The following is a 20,341-nucleotide window of genomic DNA, read 5'->3' as shown; positions in this document are numbered from 1 at the left end:
CTCAGGACGCCCGCGCCGGTCGTGTCCTCCAGCTGTGCCGGCAGGTTCTTCGCCGAGGACTCCAGGCCCGCGGTGAACGCCGGGGTCCAGTCCACGGTCGTCCTGATCTTCTTCGAGCCGGCGGCGTGGTACGCGGCGACCAGGTCGGTGGCCGTGCCGTTGACCAGATTGCCGCTACCCGCGACCGAGCCGGTGCCGTCGCCGCCGAGCGGCTTGGCGACCTCGCCGCCGGACGGCGTACGTGTCTGACGACTCCTCAGTGGCCGCCGGGGACCGGGAGGTTGCCGTCGCCGCGGGAATTCTCCGCGCCCCCCGGCCGGGCGTCGCCCGCCGGGGGCGGAAGGCCGCAGAATCGTCCGCGTGGACATCCCCGAACCCCATCGCCGGCTCCTCGCGGACGCCGCCCGGGCGGGCGGCCCGTACGGTCTGGTGCTGGCCGGCGGCTACGCCCTCCAGGCGCACGGACTGCTCGGCCGGCCGCACTCCGACGTGGACCTGGCCACCGAGAGCCCCGAGGCCATGGAGCGGCTCGCCGCCGCCGTCGGCGCGGCCCTGGAGGAACGGGGGCGGCGGGTGGACACCGGCGCGGTCACCGCGCTGACCGCGCGCCTGACGGTCACCGACCCGCCCACCGGCGAGCGGTGCGCGCTCGCGCTGCACAAGGAGACGTTCTGGCAGCCGCCGGAGCAGACCGGGTACGGTCCGGCGCTCGGCCTCGCGGACGCCGTGGGAACGAAGATCCGGGCGCTGTACGACCGGGGCGCGGCCGTCGACCTCGTCGACGCCCGCGCCTGCGCGGCCCGGTTCTCGCTGCCGGACCTGGAGGAGCTGGGCCGTCGGCACGCCCACGACCCGTTCGACCTGCCCACCCTCCAGTCGCGGCTGACGGGCACGGACTTCTACGCCGACCGGGACTTCCTCCGCTACGGCCTGTCCGGGGACGACATCGCCGCCCTACGCGTCTGGGCCCAGCAGTGGTCCGACGACATCGCGGAACGGCTGCTGGAGGACGGCGCGTCCCCGGACGCGCCGTCCGACGAGCAGGGCGGCTGAGCCCCGCGGTCTTGTTACTTCGGCTGCGGCTTGCGGATGTCCAGGTGCAGCTCGCGCAGGCGGGACTCCTCCAGCTCGGTCGGGGCGCCCATCATCAGGTCCTGGGCGTTGCCGTTGAGCGGGAAGGCGATCGTCTCGCGGATGTTGGGCTCGTCCGCGAGGAGCATGACGATGCGGTCCACGCCGGGGGCGATGCCGCCGTGCGGCGGGGCGCCGAAACGGAACGCGCGGAGCATGCCCGCGAACTCGCGCTCGGTGGTCTCGCGGTCGTAGCCCGCGATCTCGAACGCCTTCAGCATGATGTCCGGCTCGTGGTTGCGGATCGCGCCGGAGGACAGCTCCACGCCGTTGCAGACGATGTCGTACTGCCAGGCCAGGACGTCCAGCGGGTCCTGGGACTCCAGTGCCTCCATGCCGCCCTGCGGCATCGAGAACGGGTTGTGCGAGAAGTCGATCCTGCCGGTCTCCTCGTCCTTCTCGAACATCGGGAAGTCGACGATCCAGCAGAACCGGAAGACGTTCTCCTCGAAGTGGCCGGCGCGCTTGGCGGCCTCGACGCGGACCGCGCCCATGATCTTGGAGACCTCGTCGAACTCGCCCGCGCCGAAGAAGACCGCGTGGCCGGGGGCCAGCGACAGGCGCTTGGTCAGCTCGGCGACGTTCTCCTCGGTGAGGAACTTCGCGATCGGGCCGGACAGCGTGCCGTCCTCGCCGACGCGGACCCAGGCCAGGCCCTTGGCGCCCAGCGACACGGCGAAGTCGCCGAGCTGGTCGAAGAACTTGCGCGGCTGGTCCTGGACGGCCGGCACGGGCAGGGCGCGCACGTGCTTGCCGGCGAACGCCTTGAACTCCGAGCCCTCGAAGACGTCGGTGATGTCCACCAGCTCCAGCTTGGCGCGCAGGTCCGGCTTGTCGGAGCCGTACTTGAGCATCGCCTCGCGGAACGGGATGCGCGGGAAGGGGGAGGTGACGTGACGGCCGCCGCCGAACTCCTCGAACAGCTCGGTCATGAGCTGCTCGATGGGCCGGAAGACGTCCTCCTGCTCGACGAAGCTCATCTCGACGTCGAGCTGGTAGAACTCGCCCGGCGAGCGGTCGGCGCGGGCGTCCTCGTCGCGGAAGCAGGGCGCGATCTGGAAGTAGCGGTCGAAGCCGGAGATCATCAGCAGCTGCTTGAACTGCTGCGGGGCCTGCGGCAGGGCGTAGAACCGGCCCGGGTGCAGCCGGGAGGGGACCACGAAGTCACGGGCGCCCTCGGGGGAGGTCGCCGTCAGGATCGGGGTGGCCATCTCGTTGAAGCCGAGCGCGGTCATCTTCTGGCGGATGGCGCCGATGACCGCCGTGCGCAGCATGATGTTGCGGTGCATGCGCTCGCGGCGCAGGTCCAGGAAGCGGTACTCCAGGCGCCGCTCCTCGTTGACCCCGTCCTCGGTGTTGATCGTGAAGGGCAGCGGCTGGGCCGCGCCGAGCAGCTCGACCTCGGCGACCTCGACCTCGATCTCGCCGGTGGGCAGGTCGGGGTTCACGTTCTCGGTGCCACGGGAGACGACGCGGCCGTCGACGCGGACCGTGGACTCCTTGGAGATCGTGTCGAGGGCCTCGTAGGCCGGGGTGCCGGGGCGGGCGACCAGCTGCGTGATGCCGTAGTGGTCGCGCAGATCGATGAAGAGGATGCCGCCCAGGTCGCGCCGATTGTGCAGCCAGCCACTCAGCCGGACGTCGGTGCCGACGTCAGAGGCGCGGAGCTGGCCGCAGGTGTGGGACCTGTACCGATGCATCGTCGTTCATCCAGTCTGTGCGGATCGGGTGTCGCCAGGCGGGTACGGCCTAGGCCATCCCAAGGGTACCGGGCACCCCAAGAACGGCTCCCCACCGTTCCCGCCCGCCCACCGGGCGGCAGCCGTCCCCGCACCGGGCGCCGGCCGTCGTCCCATCAGGTGGCACCCACCGCTCACCTCTCCATAAAGTGGGGCAATGCGTACAGGCGAGCCCCTGCCGTCCGTCGGGGAGGTCCTCGCCGCCCTCGCGACCGGGCTGTGGCACTGGGACACGGCCGCGGGACTGGTCGCCCTGGACGCGGAGGCGGCGCGGCTGCTCGGGCTGCCCGCCGAGCGGGTCACCCTCACCGAGGCCCGGGTCCGTGCCCGGCTGCACCCCGTCGACTGGAACGAGATCACCGGGGTCGTGCGGCTCGCCGTCGCCGAGGGCACCCTCGCCGAGGTCCGGATCCGGGTCATGGACGCCGACGGCCGCATCCTGCGGGTCGTGCGCAGCCGGTCCAAGCCCTCCTTCGACCCCGAGCGGCGCACCTACGAGCTGATCGGCACCCTCCAGGAGGTGACCGAGCCCGCCCCGGGCACGGCGGCGGCCCGCAGCGCGGTGACCGGCGACTGGCGGCGCTCCCGGGAGGCGTTCCTGCTGGACGCGGGCCGGGCGCTGGCGGAGGCCCGGTCCACGGCCGAGGTGCTGCGGGTGGCGGGGGGCCTGTCGATGCCGGGCTTCTCCCCGGACGGGCTCGTGGTCTACGGCGTGGAGGGCGACCGGCTGACGATCACCGGCCAGCACGGACACCAGCCCGGCGACATGGGCCCCTTCTCCCACATGCCGCTGGACACCGACTACCCGGCCGCCGAGGTGGTCCGCACCGGACGGGCCGTCTACCTCTCCTCCCCGGAGGAGTACCGGGACCGCTACCCGGCCACCTGGCCGCTGGCCCGCCGCTTCGGCCGCCGCTCCTGGGCGTTTTTGCCGCTGACGGCCGCCGGGCGCACGAGGGGCGCCTGGATGGCCGCGTTCACCTACCCGGTGGCGTTCACCCCCGACGAGCGCGCGGTCCTCACCACGGTCGCCCGGATGCTCGCCCAGGCGCTGTCGCGGGCCGGCGCCGCCGAGTCCGAGCGGGAGCTGGCGCAGGGCCTGCAGCGCTCCATGCTGCCGTCGCTGGGCCCGGAGATCCCGGGGATGCGGATCGCCGCCCGGTACATCCCGACCGGCGGCGGACTCCAGGTCGGCGGCGACTGGTACGACATGATCCCGCTGCCCTCCGGCCGCTTCGCGCTGGTCATCGGGGACGTCCAGGGGCACGACGTGCGCGCGGCCGGGATCATGGGCCAGCTGCGGATCGCGCTGCGCGCCTACGCCGCCGAGGGACACCGCCCGGACGCCGTCCTCTCCCGCGCGGCCCGCTTCCTGCACGGGGTCACGGACGGCAGCGGGCCCGACGGCCTGGCCGACCCGCGGTTCGCGACCTGCCTGTACGTGGAGGCCGACCCGGTGACCGGCATGCTGGAGATCGCCCGCGCCGGGCACCCGGACCCGGTGATCCGGATGGCGGACGGCACGGTGATGATGCGGCCGACGGCGGGCGGGCTGCCGCTGGGCGTCGACCCGGACGCCGACTACCCGACGACCCGGTTCACGCTCGAACCCGACGAGACGCTGATGCTGTGCACCGACGGGTTGATCGAGACCGGCGGGCACGACCTGGAGAGCGGCTGGCGCAGGCTGCGCGAGCCGCTGGAGGACCACCGGGCCGGCGAGTACCGCCAGGAGGACCTGGAGGCGCTGGCCGACGCCCTGGTGCAGGCGGTGCACGGGCCGTCCTCGCACCACACCCCCGGCCCGCTGGCCGACCGGCGCGAGGACGACATCGCGCTCCTGCTGCTGTGCCGGCCGGCGGCCGCCCGCGGGCGCGGCGGCACCGTCCCGGCGGGGCCGCCGGTGCGGCGCACCCTGCTGTCGGTGGCCCAGGACGAGCCGGACCGGATCGCCGAGGCCCGCCAGCACCTGCGCGAACTGCTGCACGACTGGGCCTCGGCGGAGCAGGTGGACTCGGCGGTGCTGCTGGTCTCCGAGATGATCACCAACGTGCTGGTGCACACCGACGCCGACGCGCTGCTGCTCGCCGAGGTGCTCCGCGGCACGGACGGGCGGCGGCTGCGGGTGGAGGTCTTCGACACCGGCGACGACCTCCCGCACAAGCGCCGCCCCGGCGAACTGGCCTCCTCCGGCCGCGGCCTGATGCTGGTCGAACTCCTCGCGGACGCGTGGGGGGTGGCCCCCAGGGGCGAGGGCAAGAGCATCTGGTTCGAACTCCGGGAGGGCGCGGGGGCACCCGGCAGGCCGCCGGGGTCGTGCGTCCGCTAGGGCCTGTCCTCACGCGGCGCCCGGGCCGTCGGCCGGCCCTTCGCCGCGGCGGTCCCGGAGTTCGGCCCAGACCCCGAAGACCGCCGCGGTCACCGGTACCGCGAGGAGCATGCCGAGGATGCCCGCGACGGAGGCGCCCGCGGTGATCGCCACCAGCACCAGGGCCGGGTGCATCTGCACGGTCCGGCTCTGGATCACCGGTTGCAGCACGTGCCCCTCCAGCACCTGCACCGCGAGCACCACCCCGAACGCCCACAGCGCGATCACGAGGCCCCGGTCGGCGAGGGCGACCAGCACGGCCACCGCGCCGGAGATGAAGGCGCCGAGGTAGGGGATGTAGGCGCCGACGAAGACGAGCGCGCCGAGCCCGATCGCGCCGGGCACCCTGAGCACCAGCAGGCCGACGGTGATGCACACGGCGTCGATGAGCGCGATGAGGGTCGTCCCGCGCATGAACCCCTCCACCGCGGCGAAGGCCCGCCGGGCGACGGCCTCCGCGGTGTCGGCGCGGTCGCCGGGCGCCAGGGCGCGCAGGCCGGCCAGGGCCCGGTGGGAGTCGCGCAGGAAGAAGAAGACGAGCAGCAGCGCGAGCACGGCCATGGCGATGCTCTCGGCGACCAGGCTCACCCCGCTGATCACGTTGGACGCGGCCGTCCCGCCGAACCTGCGCAGCAGTTCGCGCGCGTGGGGGGCGAGGTCGTCCAGCCCGGTGCCGGCGGCCCCGAAGTGCCGGGCGACGGCCTGGGCGGCACTGCGCAGCGAGGCGAGGATCTGCGCGCCGGTGTCGACGAGGGCGGCGACGACGATGTAGACGGCGCCGCCGACGACCGCCACCACGGCGACGCAGGTGAGCCCGGCCGCCACCGAGGGCTGCACCCGGGCCCGCACCAGCCACCGGTACAGCGGCCCGAGCAGCGCGGTGCCGAGCAGGGCGAGCAGCACCGGCGTGACGGCGGTGCGCAGCTCACCGCAGAGCTGGACGCCGACCCAGCCCACCGCGGCGACGAGCAGCAGGACGACGCACCAGGCGGCGAGCCGGCGCACGGGTTCGGGCAGCAGGAGCACGGTCCCAGCCGATCACGCCGCCCGCCGGCTGTCCCGCCGCACGGGTCCGGACGGGCGACATCGGCCCGTCCGGACGCCGGGAGGGATCAGATGCCGTCCTCGGTCATGCCGTGCACCGCCGGGATCTGCCCGAAGCGGCCCTTCTTGAAGTCCTCGAAGGCCTGCACCAGTTCGTCCCTGGTGTTCATGACGAACGGGCCGTAGTGGGCCATCGGCTCCCGGATGGGCCGGCCGCCGAGGAGGACGACCTCCAGGTCGGGGGTGTGCGCGTCCTGCTTCTCGTCCGCGCGGACGGTCAGCGCGGAGCCGGCGCCGAAGACGGCCGTCTGGCCGAGGCGGACCGGACGGCGTTCCGTGCCGACGCTGCCGCGGCCCGCGAGGACGTACGCCAGGCCGTTGAAGTCCTCCCGCCACGGCAGGGTGAGTTCCGCGCCGGGGGCGAGGGTCGCGTGGATCATCGTGATGGGCGTGTGGGTGGCGCCGGGGCCCTGGTGGCCGTCCAGCTCGCCGGCGATGACCCGCAGCAGCGCGCCGCCGTCGGGGGAGGCGAGCAGCTGGACCGTGCCGCCGCGGATGTCCTGGTAGCGCGGGGCCATCATCTTGTCCTTGGCGGGGAGGTTCACCCACAGCTGGAGGCCGTGGAAGAGACCGCCGGACACGACCAGGGACTCCGGCGGCGCCTCGATGTGCAGCAGGCCGGAGCCGGCCGTCATCCACTGGGTGTCGCCGTTGGTGATGGTGCCGCCACCGCCGTGCGAGTCCTGGTGGTCGAAGACGCCGTCGATGATGTAGGTGACGGTCTCGAAGCCGCGGTGCGGGTGCCAGGGGGTGCCCTTGGGCTCGCCCGGCGCGTACTCCACCTCCCCCATCTGGTCCATCATGATGAACGGGTCGAGGTGGCGGTAGTTGATCCCCGCGAACGCCCGGCGCACCGGGAATCCCTCCCCCTCGAAACCGCTCGGGGCGGTCGTGACGGTCAGCACGGGACGTGCCACGGCGTCGGCGGGAGCGGTCACTCGGGGCAGCGTCAACGGGTTCTCGACGGTCACTGCGGGCATGGCGGGTACCTCCTTGGTACGCCCACTTTAGTTGAGCGTTGAACTTTCTGCCACCCACAACGGTACGGGCCCGGAGGGAATTCCCTCCGGGCCCGCGTCCGGGTGGCGGCTCAGCCGCCGCCGTACATGCGGCGCATCGCGAAGTCGACCATCTGCTCGACCGCCTTGGCGTCGAAGACGATCCGGTGCTCGCCCTCCATGTCCAGGACGAAGCCGTAGCCGGTCGGCAGCAGGTCGATCACCTCCGCGCCGGTGATCACGAAGTACTTGGACTCCTTGCCCGCGTACCGGCGCAGCTCCTTCAGCGAGGTGAACATCGGGATCACCGGCTGCTGGGTGTTGTGCAGGGCGAGGAAGCCCGGGGTGTCGCCGCGCGGGCAGTACACCTTGGAGGTGGCGAAGATCTGCTGGAAGTCCTCGGCGGCCATCTGCCCGGTGGTGAACGCGCGCACCGCGTCCGCGAGCGAGGGCGGGGACGGCTCCGGATAGAGCGGCGGCTGCTGGCCGTACCCGCCCGGCATCTGCGCTTGCGGCGGGGCGTACTGCTGCTGGGCGCCCACGTTCTGGTCGTAGCCGTACATGGGCAGAAGCGTACCGAGCCGCCCCGCCCCCCGGGTGGGCCACGGCGCCGAAACCCCGGCCCCGAAGGCGTTCACGGCGCGCCCCGGAGGGGCATGCACCTGGCATGTACAAGGCACCCGCGGCGGTACTTGAGACGCGTCACAGATGACCGGATCGGGGTTGCGTCTTATTACCGGCGGGTAGCATCATCGTAGCTACTTGTTGGTACGTGAACTAGGTGCGAGGAGTCAGTGCCTCGCCGATCCCTCTACGGAGCCGTCGCCATGGGGCACTACAAGTCGAATCTCCGCGACATCGAGTTCAACCTCTTCGAAGTACTCGGGCGCGACAAGGTGTACGGCACCGGCCCGTTCGAGGAGATGGACGTCGAGACCGCCAAGAGCATCCTGGAGGAGATGACCCGCCTCTCGGAGAACGAGCTGGCCGAGTCCTTCGCCGACGCCGACCGCAACCCGCCGGTCTTCGACCCGGAGACCAACACCGCGCCGGTCCCGGAGTCGTTCAGGAAGAGCTACCAGGCCTACATGGACTCCGAGTACTGGCGGCTCGGCCTGCCCGAGGAGATCGGCGGCACCACCTCGCCCCGCTCCCTGATCTGGGCCTACGCCGAGCTGATCCTGGGCGCCAACCCGGCCGTGTGGATGTACTCCTCGGGCCCCGCGTTCGCCGGCATCCTCTTCGAGGAGGGCAACGAGGTCCAGAAGCACATCGCGAAGATCGCCACCGAGAAGCAGTGGGGCTCCACGATGGTACTCACCGAGCCCGACGCGGGCTCGGACGTGGGCGCCGGCCGCACCAAGGCGGTCCAGCAGGAGGACGGCTCCTGGCACATCGAGGGCGTGAAGCGCTTCATCACCTCGGGTGAGCACGACATGTCGGAGAACATCCTCCACTACGTGCTCGCGCGCCCCGAGGGCGCCGGCCCCGGCACCAAGGGCCTGTCCCTCTTCCTCGTGCCGAAGTACCTGTTCGACTTCGAGACCGGCGAACTGGGCGAGCGCAACGGCGTCTACGCCACCAACGTCGAGCACAAGATGGGCCTGAAGGCGTCCAACACGTGCGAGATGACCTTCGGCGACCGGCACCCCGCCAAGGGCTGGCTGATCGGCGACAAGCACGACGGCATCCGCCAGATGTTCCGCATCATCGAGTTCGCCCGCATGATGGTCGGCACGAAGGCGATCTCCACGCTGTCCACCGGCTACCTGAACGCGCTGGAGTACGCCAAGGAGCGCGTCCAGGGTCCGGACCTGGCGAACTTCATGGACAAGACCGCGCCCAAGGTCACCATCACCCACCACCCCGACGTGCGCCGCGCGCTGATCACCCAGAAGGCCTACGCGGAGGGCATGCGCGCCCTGGTGCTGTACACCGCCTCGATCCAGGACGCCATCCAGATCAAGGAGGCGAACGGCGAGGACGCCTCCGCCGAGCACGCGCTGAACGACCTGCTGCTGCCGATCGTCAAGGGCTACGGCTCCGAGAAGGGCTACGAGCAGCTCGCCCAGTCGCTGCAGACCTTCGGCGGCTCCGGCTTCCTGCAGGAGTACCCGATCGAGCAGTACATCCGGGACTCCAAGATCGACACCCTGTACGAGGGCACCACGGCGATCCAGGGCCAGGACTTCTTCTTCCGCAAGATCGTCCGCAACCAGGGCGCCGCGCTGAACTCCCTCGCCGAGGACATCAAGAAGTTCCTGGCGCTCGGCACCGGCGGCGAGGAGCTGGCCGGCGCCCGGGAGCAGCTGGCCAAGGCCGCCGTGGAGCTGGAGGCGATCGTCGGCGTGATGCTGACCGACCTCGCCGCCACCGAGCAGGACACCAAGAACATCTACAAGGTCGGCCTGAACACCACCCGCCTGCTCATGGCCTCCGGTGACGTGGTCGTCGGCTACCTCCTGCTCAAGGGCGCCGCGATCGCCGCCGAGAAGCTGGCCACCGCCTCGGCGAAGGACAAGGCGTTCTACACCGGCAAGATCGCCGCGGCGAAGTTCTTCGCGGCGAACGTCCTGCCGGGCGTCACCCTCGCCCGCAAGGTCGCCGGCAACGTCGAGCTGGACCTGATGGAGCTGGACGAGGCCGCCTTCTAGGTCCCGGCGTTCCGGGCGTCCGGTTTTCCGACGTTCCGGACGTCCCCGTCGATTCCTCGCGCGGGCCCGCTCTCTTTCCGGGAGCGGGCCCGTGCACGTCGTTAAGGTGAATCCCATGAGCGCACCAGCCCGCTTCGACCGCGGCCACACCGACGACCTGATGTCCTTCCTGGCGGCGAGCCCGTCGCCGTACCACGCCGTGGCGAACACCGCCGAGCGGCTGGAGAAGGCGGGCTTCCGGCAGGTCGCGGAGACGGACGCCTGGGACGGGACGCACGGCGGCAGGTACGTGCTGCGCGGCGGCGCGATCGTGGCCTGGTACGTGCCCGAGGGGGCCGAGCCGCACACCCCGTTCCACATCGTCGGCGCGCACACCGACTCCCCGAGCCTGAGGATCAAGCCGCGCCCGGACAGCGGGGCGCACGGCTGGCGCCAGGTCGCCGTGGAGATCTACGGCGGCCCGCTGCTCAACTCCTGGCTGGACCGCGACCTCGGGCTGGCCGGGCGGCTGTCCCTGCGGGACGGCTCCTCCGTCCTGGTCAACGTGGACCGGCCGCTGCTGCGGGTGCCGCAGCTCGCCATCCACCTGGACCGGACGGTCGGCTCCGAGGGGCTGAAGCTCGACAAGCAGCGGCACCTGCAGCCGGTGTGGGGCCTCGGCGACGACGTGCGCGACGGGGACCTGATCGCCTTCCTGGAGCGGGAGGCCGGGCTGGCCGCGGGCTCGGTGACCGGCTGGGACCTGATGACCCACCCGGTGGAACCGCCGGCCTACCTCGGCCGGGACCGGGAGCTGGTCGCCGGTCCGCGCATGGACAACCTGCTGTCCGTGCACGCCGGTGCCGCCGCCCTCGCCGCCGTCGCGGCCTCCGGCGCCCCGCTGCCCCGCATCCCGGTGCTGGCCGCCTTCGACCACGAGGAGAACGGCTCCCAGTCGGACACCGGCGCGGACGGCCCGCTGCTCGGCTCCGTCCTGGAGCGCTCGGTGCTCGCGCGCGGCGGCACGTTCGAGGACCGGGCCCGCGCCTTCGCCGGCTCGGTCTGCCTGTCCTCCGACACCGGTCACGCCGTGCACCCCAACTACGCCGAGCGGCACGACCCGACGCACCACCCGCGGGTCAACGGCGGCCCGATCCTCAAGGTCAACGTCAACAACCGCTACGCGACCGACGGTTCGGGGCGCGCGGTGTTCGCCGCGGCCTGCGAGAAGGCGGGCGTGCCGTTCCAGACCTTCGTCTCGAACAACTCCATGCCGTGCGGCACCACCATCGGCCCGATCACCGCGGCCCGGCACGGCATCCGCACGGTGGACATCGGCGTGGCGATCCTCTCCATGCACAGCGTCCGCGAACTGTGCGGCGCCGACGACCCGTTCCTCCTCGCGAACGCCCTGACGGCCTTCCTGGAGGGCTAGGCCCCCGCGCCGAACTCCCGCCGCGCGCACCGGATTCGGCGGCGGGGCCTAGCCGCGACCCCACCGGGTACCCGGACGGCACCGGAGATTCCGGCACCGGAAGGGGAGGCGAGGTCTCATGGGTCTCGGCGGATGCATCATCCTCATCGGCGTGGGGGCCATTCTGACGTTCGCGACCGACTGGCACATGAAGGGCGTCAACGTCACCGTCGTCGGCCTGATCCTCATGGCCGTCGGCCTGATCGGCGTCGCGACGTTCAGCGGGATCGCCCGCCGCCGCCGCGTGGTCGTCCCGCCGGCCACACCGGTGGTGGAGGAGGAGCCCCACCGCCACCACCACCGCGTCGACGGCTACACGGACGGCTACGGCGTCTGACGGACTTCGCCTACTGCTCGTCCATGCCCGCCAGGACGAGCGGCAGGCGGTCCGTCCCGCCCGCCGCGAGGCGGAGCGGGACGCCCCAGTCCTGCTGGTGCACGTGGCAGGCGGGATACGGGTTGGCGGGGTCGTCGTCGCAGCTCGCGGCCATGGCGGAGACGTGCAGGACGCCCTCGGGCACGGCCGGGTTCAGTTCCAGCTCGCGGGACAGGTCCGTGTCCGCTCCCTCGCCCTTGAGCAGCAGCTCGGGCGGGGTGGCGGAGACCAGCAGACGGGTCGAGGGGCCGTAGCGGGTGTCGAGTTTCTGGCCGGCCGGGGCCTGGAAGATCACGTCCAGGGCCAGGCGGCCGGGTGCGACCTCGGTGGCCGCCCGCCGGGTGCGGTGGGCGACCGACTCCACGCGCACCGCCTCCTCGGGCAGCCTCAGCCGGGTCAGCCGGTGCCGGGCCGACTCCACCACCACGATGTCCTCGCCCACGAGGACGGCGTCGCTCGGCTCGCGCAGATCGGTGGCGAGCGTGGTGACCTCGCCGGTGGCCGGGTCGTAGCGGCGCAGCGCGTGGTTGTAGGTGTCCGCGACGGCGACCGAGCCGTCCGGCAGGGCGGTGACGCCCAGCGGGTGCTGGAAGAGGGCCTGCTCCGCGGCGCCGTCCCGGTGGCCGAAGTCGAACAGGCCGGTGCCGACGGCGGTGTGCACCCGCCCGTCGGTGTCCACCCAGCGCAGGGCGCTCGTCTCCGAGTCGGCGAGCCACAGCCGGTCGGCGGTGGCCGCGAGGCCGGAGGGCTGGGCGAACCACGCCTCGGCGGCGGGACCGTCCACCAGGCCCTCGTTGGTGGTGCCGGCCGCCACCGCGACCGTCCGCTCGGCCGGGTCGTACGTCCACAGCTGGTGGACGCCCGCCATCGCGATCCACACCCTGCCGCCGAAGACCGCCACGTCCCACGGGGAGGAGAGGTCCACCTCGCGGGCCGGGCCCGAGGTCGCCGAGCCCTGCCACCACTGCCTGCCGGTGCCCGCCAGGGTGGTCACCTCGCCGGTGGCCGGGTCCAGCCGGCGCAGGGCGTGGTTGACGGTGTCGGCGACCACCACCGAACCGTCGTCCAGCAGGGCGAGGCCCTGCGGCTCGTTGAAGGACGCCCGGTCCGGGCCGCCGTCGGCGAAGCCGCGCGTGCCGGTGCCGAGCCGGCGCACGACCGTCTCGCCGTCCTCGGCCAGCTCCACCAGCTGGTGCCGGGTGGTGTCGCTGACCAGGAGGTTCCCCGACGGCAGCAGCAGCGCCTTGCCGGGGAAGCGCAGCGTCGTCGGCTCGGGCTCCGGCGGTACGTAGGGGCCGTCGCCGCGGCGCAGGGTGCCCTTCGCCCCGTACTCGGCCTCCAGCTCCCCGACCAGGCGCTCGATGGCGTGCGCGTGGCCCTCGCCGGCGTGCTGCGCGACGACGTACCCCTCGGGGTCGATCACCACGAGGGTGGGCCAGGCGCGCACCGCGTACTGCTTCCAGGTGGCCAGCTCCGGGTCGTCCAGGACCGGGTGCGCCACGCCGTAGCGCTCGACGGCGTCCACGACCGCCCGGTGGTCGGCCTCGTGGGCGAACTTCGGCGAGTGCACCCCGATCACCACCAGCGTGTCCCGGTGCTTCTCCTCCAGCTCGCGCAGCTCGTCCAGGACGTGCAGGCAGTTGATGCAGCAGAAGGTCCAGAAGTCCAGGACGACTATGCGTCCGCGCAGGTCGGCAAGGGTGTACTGCTGGCCGCCCGTGTTCAGCCAGCCGCCCTTGCCGATCAGCTCGGGGGCGCGTACTCGGGCGCGTCGGGGTGCGGAGTCGGTCATGGAACCAAGGGTGCCACCCGGCGCCGGCGGACGTTCGGGCGCCCGTGGACGACCCGGCCCGGCGGGGCCCGGCCGGGGACGACCGACCGGGGAGTCAGTCCTGGCGGACCACGTTCCGGCCGGGGCCGCCGGAGAGGGTGTCGCGGCCCGCTCCGCCGTAGAGCCGGTCGTCGCCGCTGTTGCCGTAGAGGGTGTCGTTGCCGCTGTTGCCGTACAGCACGTCGTTGCCCTTGCCGCCGTAGAGGCTGTCGGCACCGGCCCCGCCGGTGATCGTGTCCTTGCCGTTGTCGCCGGACAGGTACTGGCCCCCGGAGCCGCCGCGCAGCGTGTCGTCGCCCCTGCCGCCCTGCGCGATGTTGCCGCCGCCGGACGCGTTGATCGTGTCGTTGCCGTCGCCGCCCCAGGCCAGGCCCTCCTTGCCGACCGTGAGGGTGTCGTCGCCCGCGTCGCCCGAGACGTAGGCGCCGTCGAGGCGGCCCGAGTCGGTCGCCCTGTCGTCGCCGGCGCCCAGCGAGATCTGGGCGTAGGAGTAGATCTGGTCGGTGCCGTTCTCGTACGCGACCGTGTCGTCGCGGTCGCCGAGGTTCATGACCAGGGCGGCGTAGGGGTCCTGGCTGTCCACGCCGGTGACCGTGCAGGAGACCTTGGTGCGGTCCGCGGCGACGGGATGGGCGCAGCCGTGGCCCGCCTCGACCGGCACCACGTCGTCGATGAGGTAGGTGATGCCCGCGCGGTCCGCGGTGGGCGTCGCGGTGACGGTGGCCTTGTTGGTCTGGCCGGCGGCGGCCCGGTAGGTGAGCTGCCAGTCGTACTCGTTGACCTCGGCGGTGGCCGGGGCCGTGGCGGCGCCGGCGGCGCCGGCCAGGGTGAGCGGGACGGCCAGGGCCGTGCCGAGGACCAGCATCGCCGCCGGAACGGCGCGGAGCGCCCGGCTGCGGGCGGGACGGACGGGCATGGGAAACCTCCGAAAGGACGTGCGCGGTCGTGCGCCTTGCGTACCTTCCGACTCGCTTCCCACCCGCCCGGTTGGGCAACGGCACCCTGCGCACGGGAAGTTCATCCGGCCGTCACCGCGCGGCCGGACGGATTCCGCCGGCCGGACGCCCGGAGGCGCGGCACGGTCCCGTCGGCGGGTATGACGGCTTTGTGACGATCGCCCGTCGCCGGGGAAGCCTGTTCCGTATGAGATTCCTCGTACGCGACCGGATCCTCGGCATCGGTGACGACTGGTGGATCGAGGACGAGCACGGCCGCAAGGTCTACCTCGTCGACGGCAAGGCCATGCGGCTGCGGGACACCTTCGAGCTGAAGGACGCCGGGGGGCGGGTCCTGATCGACATCCACCAGAAGATGTTCGCGCTGCGCGACACCATGGTGATCGAACGGGACGGCGAGGTCCTGGCCCGGATCCGGCGCAAGCGGCTGTCCCTGCTGCGCAACCACTACCGGGTCGCCCTGGTGGACGGCACCGAGCTGGACGTCAGCGGCAAGATCCTGGACCGGGAGTTCGCCGTCGAGTACGACGGCGAACTGCTCGCGGTGATCTCCCGCCGCTGGCTGGCCGTCCGCGACACCTACGGCGTGGACGTCGTCCGGGAGGACGCCGACCCGGCGCTGCTGATCGCGGTGGCGGTGTGCGTCATCCACCTCTCCGAGAAGGAGGGAGCGGAGGACTGATCCGGGTCGGACGCGGCTTCGGCGAGGGCGCTCAGCCCCGCTGCCGGGGCGGCTCCAGGCCCAGGACCCGGTCCTTCAGGGCGGGGAACTGCTCGCGGGTCGCGGCCACCTTCGCCGGGTCGATGTCGACCGTGAGGACCTCTTCGCCGGAGCCGGCCTCCGCGAGCACCTCGCCCCACGGGTCCACCACGATCGAGTGACCCGCCTGCGGAACCCCGGCGTGCGTCCCGGCCGTTCCGCAGGCGAGCACGAACGCCTGGTTCTCCACCGCCCGCGCCCGGGCCAGCAGCGTCCAGTGCGCGCGCCGCCGCTCGGGCCAGCCCGCCGGGATCACCAGCGTCTCGGCGCCCGCGTCGACGAGGGAGCGGAAGAGTTCGGGGAAACGGAGGTCGTAGCAGGTGGCCACGCCGATGGTGGTGCCGGGCAGCCGGACCGTCACCAGGTCCCGGCCCGCGCCCATCAGCACGGCCTCGCCCTTGTCGAAGCCGAAGCGGTGGATCTTGCGGTAGGCCGCGGCCAGTTCACCGGAGGGGGAGAAGACGAGGGAGGTGTTGTAGAGGGGGCCCTCGGGGTCCCGTTCCGGGATGGAGCCCGCGTGCAGCCACACGCCCGCGTCGCTCGCCGCCTTGGCCATCGTCTCGTACGTCGGGCCTTCGAGCGGCTCGGCCTCGCGGCCGAACTCCTCGTAGGCGAAGGCTCCGGTGGTCCACAGTTCCGGGAGGACGACGAGGTCGGCGCCGCTCTGCTCCCGCACCAGCGCGGCCACGCGCTGCCGCCGGGAGTCGACCGGCTCCCTCTCGTCCACGGCTGTCTGGATCAGCGAGGCGCGCACACTACCACCGTCCTGGGTTTCGAGTCGTCCACACGGGCCTACGATCGTCACACGAAAGCACTGCCGGGGTGCCTTTCCGCAGCGTAACTTAGCGTCTCAAGACACCCGCCGAAGTGCAGCCGCCGTCCGCCGGCAACGCCGCCGCAAACCCGCCCGTGTACCGACCGCCGAGGGGTCCCGTTCCGTGAGTCTGCATCCCACTCTCCAGCCCTACGCCGACGCCTGGACGCACTCCATCGAAGCGATATCCGAGATGGCGCAGTCGCTCGTCGAGGGCGAGTGGAACCGGCGGACCCCGTGCCCCGGCTGGTCGGTGCGCGACATCGTCTCCCATGTCATCGGCATGGACTGCGAGATGCTCGGGGACCCGCGCCCCATCCACGCCCTGCCGCGCGACCTCTTCCACGTCGCCACCGAGCACCAGCGCTACATGGAGATGCAGGTCGACGTCCGCCGCCACCACACCGCGCCGGAGATGACGGCCGAGCTGGAGTACACGGTCATCCGCCGCAACCGCCAGCTCCGGGGCGAGTCCCGGGACCCCGGGACCCTGGTGCGCGGACCGCTCGGCAAGGAGATCACCCTGGAGCAGTCCTACCGGATGCGGGCCTTCGACGTGTGGGTGCACGAGCAGGACCTGCGCACGGCCCTCGGCCGCCCCGGCAACCTGGACTCGCCGGGCGCGTACGTCACCCGGGACGTGCTGCTGGACGCGCTGCCCAAGGTCGTCGCGCGGGACGCCGACGCCCCGCGCAGCTCGGCGATCGTGTTCGACGTGCACGGCCCGGTCGAGTTCCTGCGCACGGTCCGCGTCGACATCCAGGGCCGGGGCACGGTGGAGACCGTCCCCGCCCTCGGCCCCGCCGCCACGCTCACCCTGGACTGGGAGACCTACGTCCGCCTGGCCTGCGGCCGGGTCTCCCCGGAGGCGGTGGGGGACCGGGTGAAGACGGAGGGCGACCAGGACCTGGCGGCGGCGATCCTGCGCCACTTCGCGGTCACGCCGTAGCCCCGCCCCGGCCGCGGCCACCGGGCAGCGGGCACCGCGGGCGCCTAGGCGGGAACGTGCACCGTCTCCACGCGGCTGGAGATCAGCCGCTCCCGTTCCCGCCGGGCCGCCCGCCCCCGCAGCCGCAGGATCTGGCTCACCCCGAGCGCCTGCAGCACGAACACGGAGCCGAACGCCACGGTGTAGTCGTCCCCGGTCGCGTCCAGCAGCACGCCGATCGCGAACAGCGTGGTCATGGAGGCGATGAAGCCGCCCATGTTGGTGATGCCGGACGCCGTGCCCTGCCGCTCGGGCGGGTTGGCGGGCCGGGAGAAGTCGAAGCCGAGCATGGACGCCGGCCCGCACGCGCCGAGCACCGCGCACAGCGTCACCAGCAGCCACAGCGGCGCGTGCCGCCCGGGGTAGGCGAGGGTCGCCGCCCACAGCAGCGCGGTCGCGCCCACCGTGCCGAGCGCCAGCGGCAGCCGCGCCGCGTGGTGGCGGGCGACGATCTGGCCGTAGACCAGGCCGATCACCATGTTGGACAGCACGACGAGGGTGAGCAGTTCACCGGCCGTGGCGCGGCTGAGGCCCTGCGCCTCGACGAGGAACGGCAGGCCCCACAGCAGCAGGAACACCATCGCCGGGAACTGGGTGGTGAAGTGCACCCACAGGCCGAGCCGGGTGCCCGGCTCCCGCCAGGCCGCGGCGATCTGCCCGCGGACGTAGGCGGCGCCCCGGTGCGGGGACGGCTGCGGTTCCTGTCCCTCGGGGTGGTCCTTGAGGAACAGCAGGGTCAGCACCAGGACGACCGCGCCCGCCAGCGCGCTGCCCGCGAACGCGGGGGTCCAGCCGATGCCGTGCAGCAGCCGGGCCAGGAGCAGGGTGGAGACCAGGTTGCCCGCCATGCCGATCAGTCCCGCGAGCTGCGCGATCAGCGGACCGCGCCGGGCCGGGAACCAGCGGGTGCCCAGCCGCAGCACGCTGATGAAGGTCATCGCGTCGCCGCAGCCCAGCAGTGCCCGGGAGGCGAGCGCGGTGCCGTAGGAGGGGGAGAAGGCGAAGCCCAGCTGTCCGGCGGTGAACAGCAGCGCGCCGATGCTCAGCACCTTCTTGGTGCCGAGCCGGTCGACCAGCAGGCCGACGGGTATCTGCATGCCCGCGTAGACCAGCAGCTGGAGTATGGAGAACGTGGACAGGGCGGAGGCGTTGACGTGGAAGCGGTCCGCCGCGTCGAGGCCGGCCACCCCCAGGGACGTACGGAAGATGACGGCCACGAAGTAGACCGCCACGCCGGTGGACCACACGGCGACCGCCCGGCGGCCCCCCGGGGGGTCTCCCGGAAGGGTGGCGTTGCGCGCCGTGGCGCTCATCGGACCTCACCTCGCGCGAGGTGCGAGAACCAGCTCACGTGCCGGTGCACGATCCCGACGGCCGCCTCGGCGTCCCCGGCGCGCAGCGCGTTCAGGATCTCCTCGTGCTCGGCGAGCGTCTTGGCGATCCGGTCGGGGTGGGAGTGCAGGACGGCGACGCCCATCCGCAGCTGGCGGTCGCGCAGCTGGTCGTAGAGGCGGGAGAGGATCTCGTTGCCCCCGCTGCGCACGATCTCGGCGTGGAAGGAGCGGTCGGTGACCGCGGCGGCGGCCAGGTCACCGGCGGCGGCCTGTGCCTTCTGCCGCTCCAGCAGCTCGGTCAGCCGCTCCAGCAGGCCCGGCGGGGCGGGGACGGCCTTGCGGGCCGCGTGCTCCTCGACCAGCAGCCGGGTCTCCACCACGTCGGCGATCTCCTGCGCGGAGACCGGCAGGACCAGGGCGCCCTTCTTCGGGTAGAGGCGGAGCAGGCCCTCGACCTCCAGCCGCAGCAGCGCCTCCCGGACGGGCGTCCGCGAGACCCCCACGGCCTCGGCCAGCTCGCCCTCGGTGAGCAGCGTGCCGCCCTCGTAGCGGCGGTCGAGCACGCCCTGTTTGACATGGGCGTACACACGGTCGGCGGCGGGTGGCTGCTTGAGGGACTGGGGCGCGGAGTGCTCGACGGCCGTTCTCATGCCCACAGGATAGATACAACACGTACGCAAGCGGGGGAGCCGTCCATCATGCGGACGTGGCGATTCATCACCCCTCACCCGGGAACCGCACAACCTTCTGTGCTACTTACGTGTCACACACATGCGGCCCCTTTTTCGCACCCACCTCAACTCGGCCGCACACCAGGGGCATTCAACACATTCGGGGTACATCAGTTGATTACCGGCATTAAGGGCACCAGTCTTCGCAAAGCCGCCGTCGTCACCGTCACCGCCGGCGCGCTGGCCGCCACCGGTGCCCTCACCGCGGCGCCCGCACAGGCCGTCACCGCGCCCTCGATCGTGGCCAAGGGCGGGTACCTGATGAACAACGCCAACAGCTCGTCGCTGTTCACGAAGAAGGCGGACACCCGGCTGGCCACCGGCTCCACCACCAAGATCATGACCGCCAAGGTCGTGCTCGCGCAGAAGAACCTCAACCTGGACTCCAAGGTCACGATCCAGAAGGCGTACAGCGACTACGTCGTCAAGAACAACGCCTCCCAGGCCCACCTGATCGTCGGCGACCGGGTGACCGTCCGTCAGCTGCTGTACGGGCTGATGCTGCCGTCCGGCTGCGACGCGGCCTACGCGCTCGCCGACAAGTACGGCTCCGGCTCGACCCGGGCGGCGCGCGTGAGCAACTTCATCGGCAAGATGAACACCGCCGCCAAGAACCTGGGCCTGAAGAACACCCACTTCGACTCCTTCGACGGCATCGGCAACGGCAAGAACTACTCGACGCCGCGCGACCTGACGAAGATCGCCAGCAGCGCGATGAAGAGCTCCACGTTCCGCACGATCGTCAAGACCAAGTCGTACACCGCCAAGACCCAGACCAAGTCGGGCGGCACCCGCACGATGGCGCCGTGGAAGAACACCAACGGGCTGCTCAGCAGCTACAGCGGCACCATCGGCGTGAAGACCGGCTCCGGCCCGGAGGCCAAGTACTGCCTGGTCTTCGCCGCGACCCGGAAGAACAAGACGGTCATCGGCACCGTCCTCGCCTCCTCCTCCATCGCCAACCGCGAGGCGGACGCCAAGAAGCTCCTCAACTACGGCTTCGCGCGCCTCGGCTGACGCGCACGCGTGACGAAGGAGCCCGCCGCGGCGAGCGGCGGGCCCCTTCGTGTTCCCTCCAGGTGTCGCGGACCACCCGGCGCGGGC

17 protein-coding genes and 1 pseudogene are annotated in these 20,341 nt (G+C 72.3%); 8 read left to right on the top strand and 10 right to left on the bottom strand.

From position 1 onward, the window contains the following. Nucleotides 1-2 precede the first annotated feature (2 nt). A pseudogene (locus ACZ63H_RS11310) lies at nt 3-242 on the bottom strand (pectate lyase family protein); the annotation flags it as partial. A gap of 118 nt (nt 243-360) precedes the next feature. Here ACZ63H_RS11310 and ACZ63H_RS11305 point away from each other — a divergent pair. Then, a complete protein-coding gene (locus ACZ63H_RS11305; RefSeq protein WP_469863718.1) occupies nt 361-1,053 on the top strand; it encodes a nucleotidyl transferase AbiEii/AbiGii toxin family protein in 693 nt (230 codons plus the stop codon). Between the two features lie 14 nt (nt 1,054-1,067). On the opposite strand, the gene aspS is transcribed toward ACZ63H_RS11305, so the two are convergent. Continuing rightward, a complete protein-coding gene (gene aspS, locus ACZ63H_RS11300) occupies nt 1,068-2,831 on the bottom strand; it encodes an aspartate--tRNA ligase (RefSeq protein ID WP_469863717.1) in 1,764 nt (587 codons plus the stop codon). Nucleotides 2,832-3,027: 196 nt separating this feature from the next. On the opposite strand from aspS, the gene ACZ63H_RS11295 reads away from it, so the two are divergent. After that, entirely contained in the window at nt 3,028-5,199 is a 2,172-nt protein-coding gene (locus ACZ63H_RS11295; RefSeq protein WP_469863715.1) for a SpoIIE family protein phosphatase, read from the top strand. 9 nt (nt 5,200-5,208) lie between these two features. On the opposite strand, the gene ACZ63H_RS11290 is transcribed toward ACZ63H_RS11295, so the two are convergent. From ACZ63H_RS11290 to ACZ63H_RS11280, 3 genes are all read right to left on the bottom strand, one after another. Beyond that, nucleotides 5,209-6,264 carry an AI-2E family transporter gene (locus tag ACZ63H_RS11290; RefSeq protein ID WP_469863714.1) on the bottom strand — a complete coding sequence of 352 codons (1,056 nt, stop codon included), beginning with the start codon at nt 6,262-6,264 and terminating at the stop codon, nt 5,209-5,211. Nucleotides 6,265-6,350: 86 nt separating this feature from the next. Continuing rightward, a complete protein-coding gene (locus ACZ63H_RS11285) occupies nt 6,351-7,322 on the bottom strand; it encodes a pirin family protein (RefSeq protein ID WP_469863712.1) in 972 nt (323 codons plus the stop codon). 110 nt (nt 7,323-7,432) lie between these two features. Further along, nucleotides 7,433-7,903 carry an SseB family protein gene (locus ACZ63H_RS11280; protein WP_467935675.1) on the bottom strand — a complete coding sequence of 157 codons (471 nt, stop codon included), beginning with the start codon at nt 7,901-7,903 and terminating at the stop codon, nt 7,433-7,435. A 264-nt stretch (nt 7,904-8,167) separates the two neighbouring features. Here ACZ63H_RS11280 and ACZ63H_RS11275 point away from each other — a divergent pair, with 264 nt between their 5' ends. From ACZ63H_RS11275 to ACZ63H_RS11265, 3 genes are all read left to right on the top strand, one after another. After that, nucleotides 8,168-9,994, top strand: a complete 1,827-nt coding sequence (locus tag ACZ63H_RS11275) for an acyl-CoA dehydrogenase (RefSeq protein ID WP_469863846.1) — start codon at nt 8,168-8,170, stop codon at nt 9,992-9,994. A gap of 115 nt (nt 9,995-10,109) precedes the next feature. Further along, complete coding sequence (locus ACZ63H_RS11270; RefSeq protein ID WP_469863710.1) at nt 10,110-11,408, top strand: M18 family aminopeptidase; 1,299 nt, start codon at nt 10,110-10,112, stop codon at nt 11,406-11,408. Nucleotides 11,409-11,526: 118 nt separating this feature from the next. Next, the gene (locus ACZ63H_RS11265; RefSeq protein WP_469863709.1) at nt 11,527-11,784 is read left to right on the top strand and encodes a hypothetical protein; all 258 of its coding nucleotides are present in this window, start codon (nt 11,527-11,529) and stop codon (nt 11,782-11,784) included. A 10-nt stretch (nt 11,785-11,794) separates the two neighbouring features. Here the strand turns inward: ACZ63H_RS11265 and ACZ63H_RS11260 are convergent, their stop codons facing one another. After that, entirely contained in the window at nt 11,795-13,615 is a 1,821-nt protein-coding gene (locus ACZ63H_RS11260; protein WP_469863708.1) for a thioredoxin-like domain-containing protein, read from the bottom strand. 94 nt (nt 13,616-13,709) lie between these two features. Beyond that, on the bottom strand, nt 13,710-14,570 hold the full coding sequence (locus tag ACZ63H_RS11255) for a calcium-binding protein (protein ID WP_469863706.1): 861 nt from the start codon (nt 14,568-14,570) through the stop codon (nt 13,710-13,712). Between the two features lie 227 nt (nt 14,571-14,797). On the opposite strand from ACZ63H_RS11255, the gene ACZ63H_RS11250 reads away from it, so the two are divergent. Next, nucleotides 14,798-15,292 carry an LURP-one-related/scramblase family protein gene (locus ACZ63H_RS11250; RefSeq protein WP_469863704.1) on the top strand — a complete coding sequence of 165 codons (495 nt, stop codon included), beginning with the start codon at nt 14,798-14,800 and terminating at the stop codon, nt 15,290-15,292. 31 nt (nt 15,293-15,323) lie between these two features. Here the strand turns inward: ACZ63H_RS11250 and ACZ63H_RS11245 are convergent, their stop codons facing one another. Continuing rightward, complete coding sequence (locus ACZ63H_RS11245; RefSeq protein ID WP_469863703.1) at nt 15,324-16,124, bottom strand: carbon-nitrogen family hydrolase; 801 nt, start codon at nt 16,122-16,124, stop codon at nt 15,324-15,326. Nucleotides 16,125-16,308: 184 nt separating this feature from the next. Here ACZ63H_RS11245 and ACZ63H_RS11240 point away from each other — a divergent pair, with 184 nt between their 5' ends. Beyond that, nucleotides 16,309-17,133, top strand: coding sequence for a maleylpyruvate isomerase family mycothiol-dependent enzyme (locus tag ACZ63H_RS11240; RefSeq protein WP_469863702.1), 825 nt, complete (start codon nt 16,309-16,311; stop codon nt 17,131-17,133). A gap of 44 nt (nt 17,134-17,177) precedes the next feature. On the opposite strand, the gene ACZ63H_RS11235 is transcribed toward ACZ63H_RS11240, so the two are convergent. After that, nucleotides 17,178-18,485: an MFS transporter gene (locus ACZ63H_RS11235; protein WP_469863700.1), complete on the bottom strand. Its 1,308-nt coding sequence runs from the start codon at nt 18,483-18,485 to the stop codon at nt 17,178-17,180. After that, entirely contained in the window at nt 18,482-19,156 is a 675-nt protein-coding gene (locus ACZ63H_RS11230; protein WP_469863699.1) for a GntR family transcriptional regulator, read from the bottom strand. The genes ACZ63H_RS11235 and ACZ63H_RS11230 overlap by 4 nt, the downstream gene beginning before the upstream one ends. A gap of 195 nt (nt 19,157-19,351) precedes the next feature. On the opposite strand from ACZ63H_RS11230, the gene ACZ63H_RS11225 reads away from it, so the two are divergent. Beyond that, the gene (locus ACZ63H_RS11225) at nt 19,352-20,254 is read left to right on the top strand and encodes a D-alanyl-D-alanine carboxypeptidase family protein (RefSeq protein ID WP_469863697.1); all 903 of its coding nucleotides are present in this window, start codon (nt 19,352-19,354) and stop codon (nt 20,252-20,254) included. Nucleotides 20,255-20,341 lie beyond the last annotated feature (87 nt).

The sequence above is a fragment of the Streptomyces sp. NPDC104831 genome (assembly GCF_055583025.1).
The sequence above is the reverse complement of the archived record's forward strand: the minus strand, read 5'-3'. Positions and strand labels throughout refer to the sequence as shown.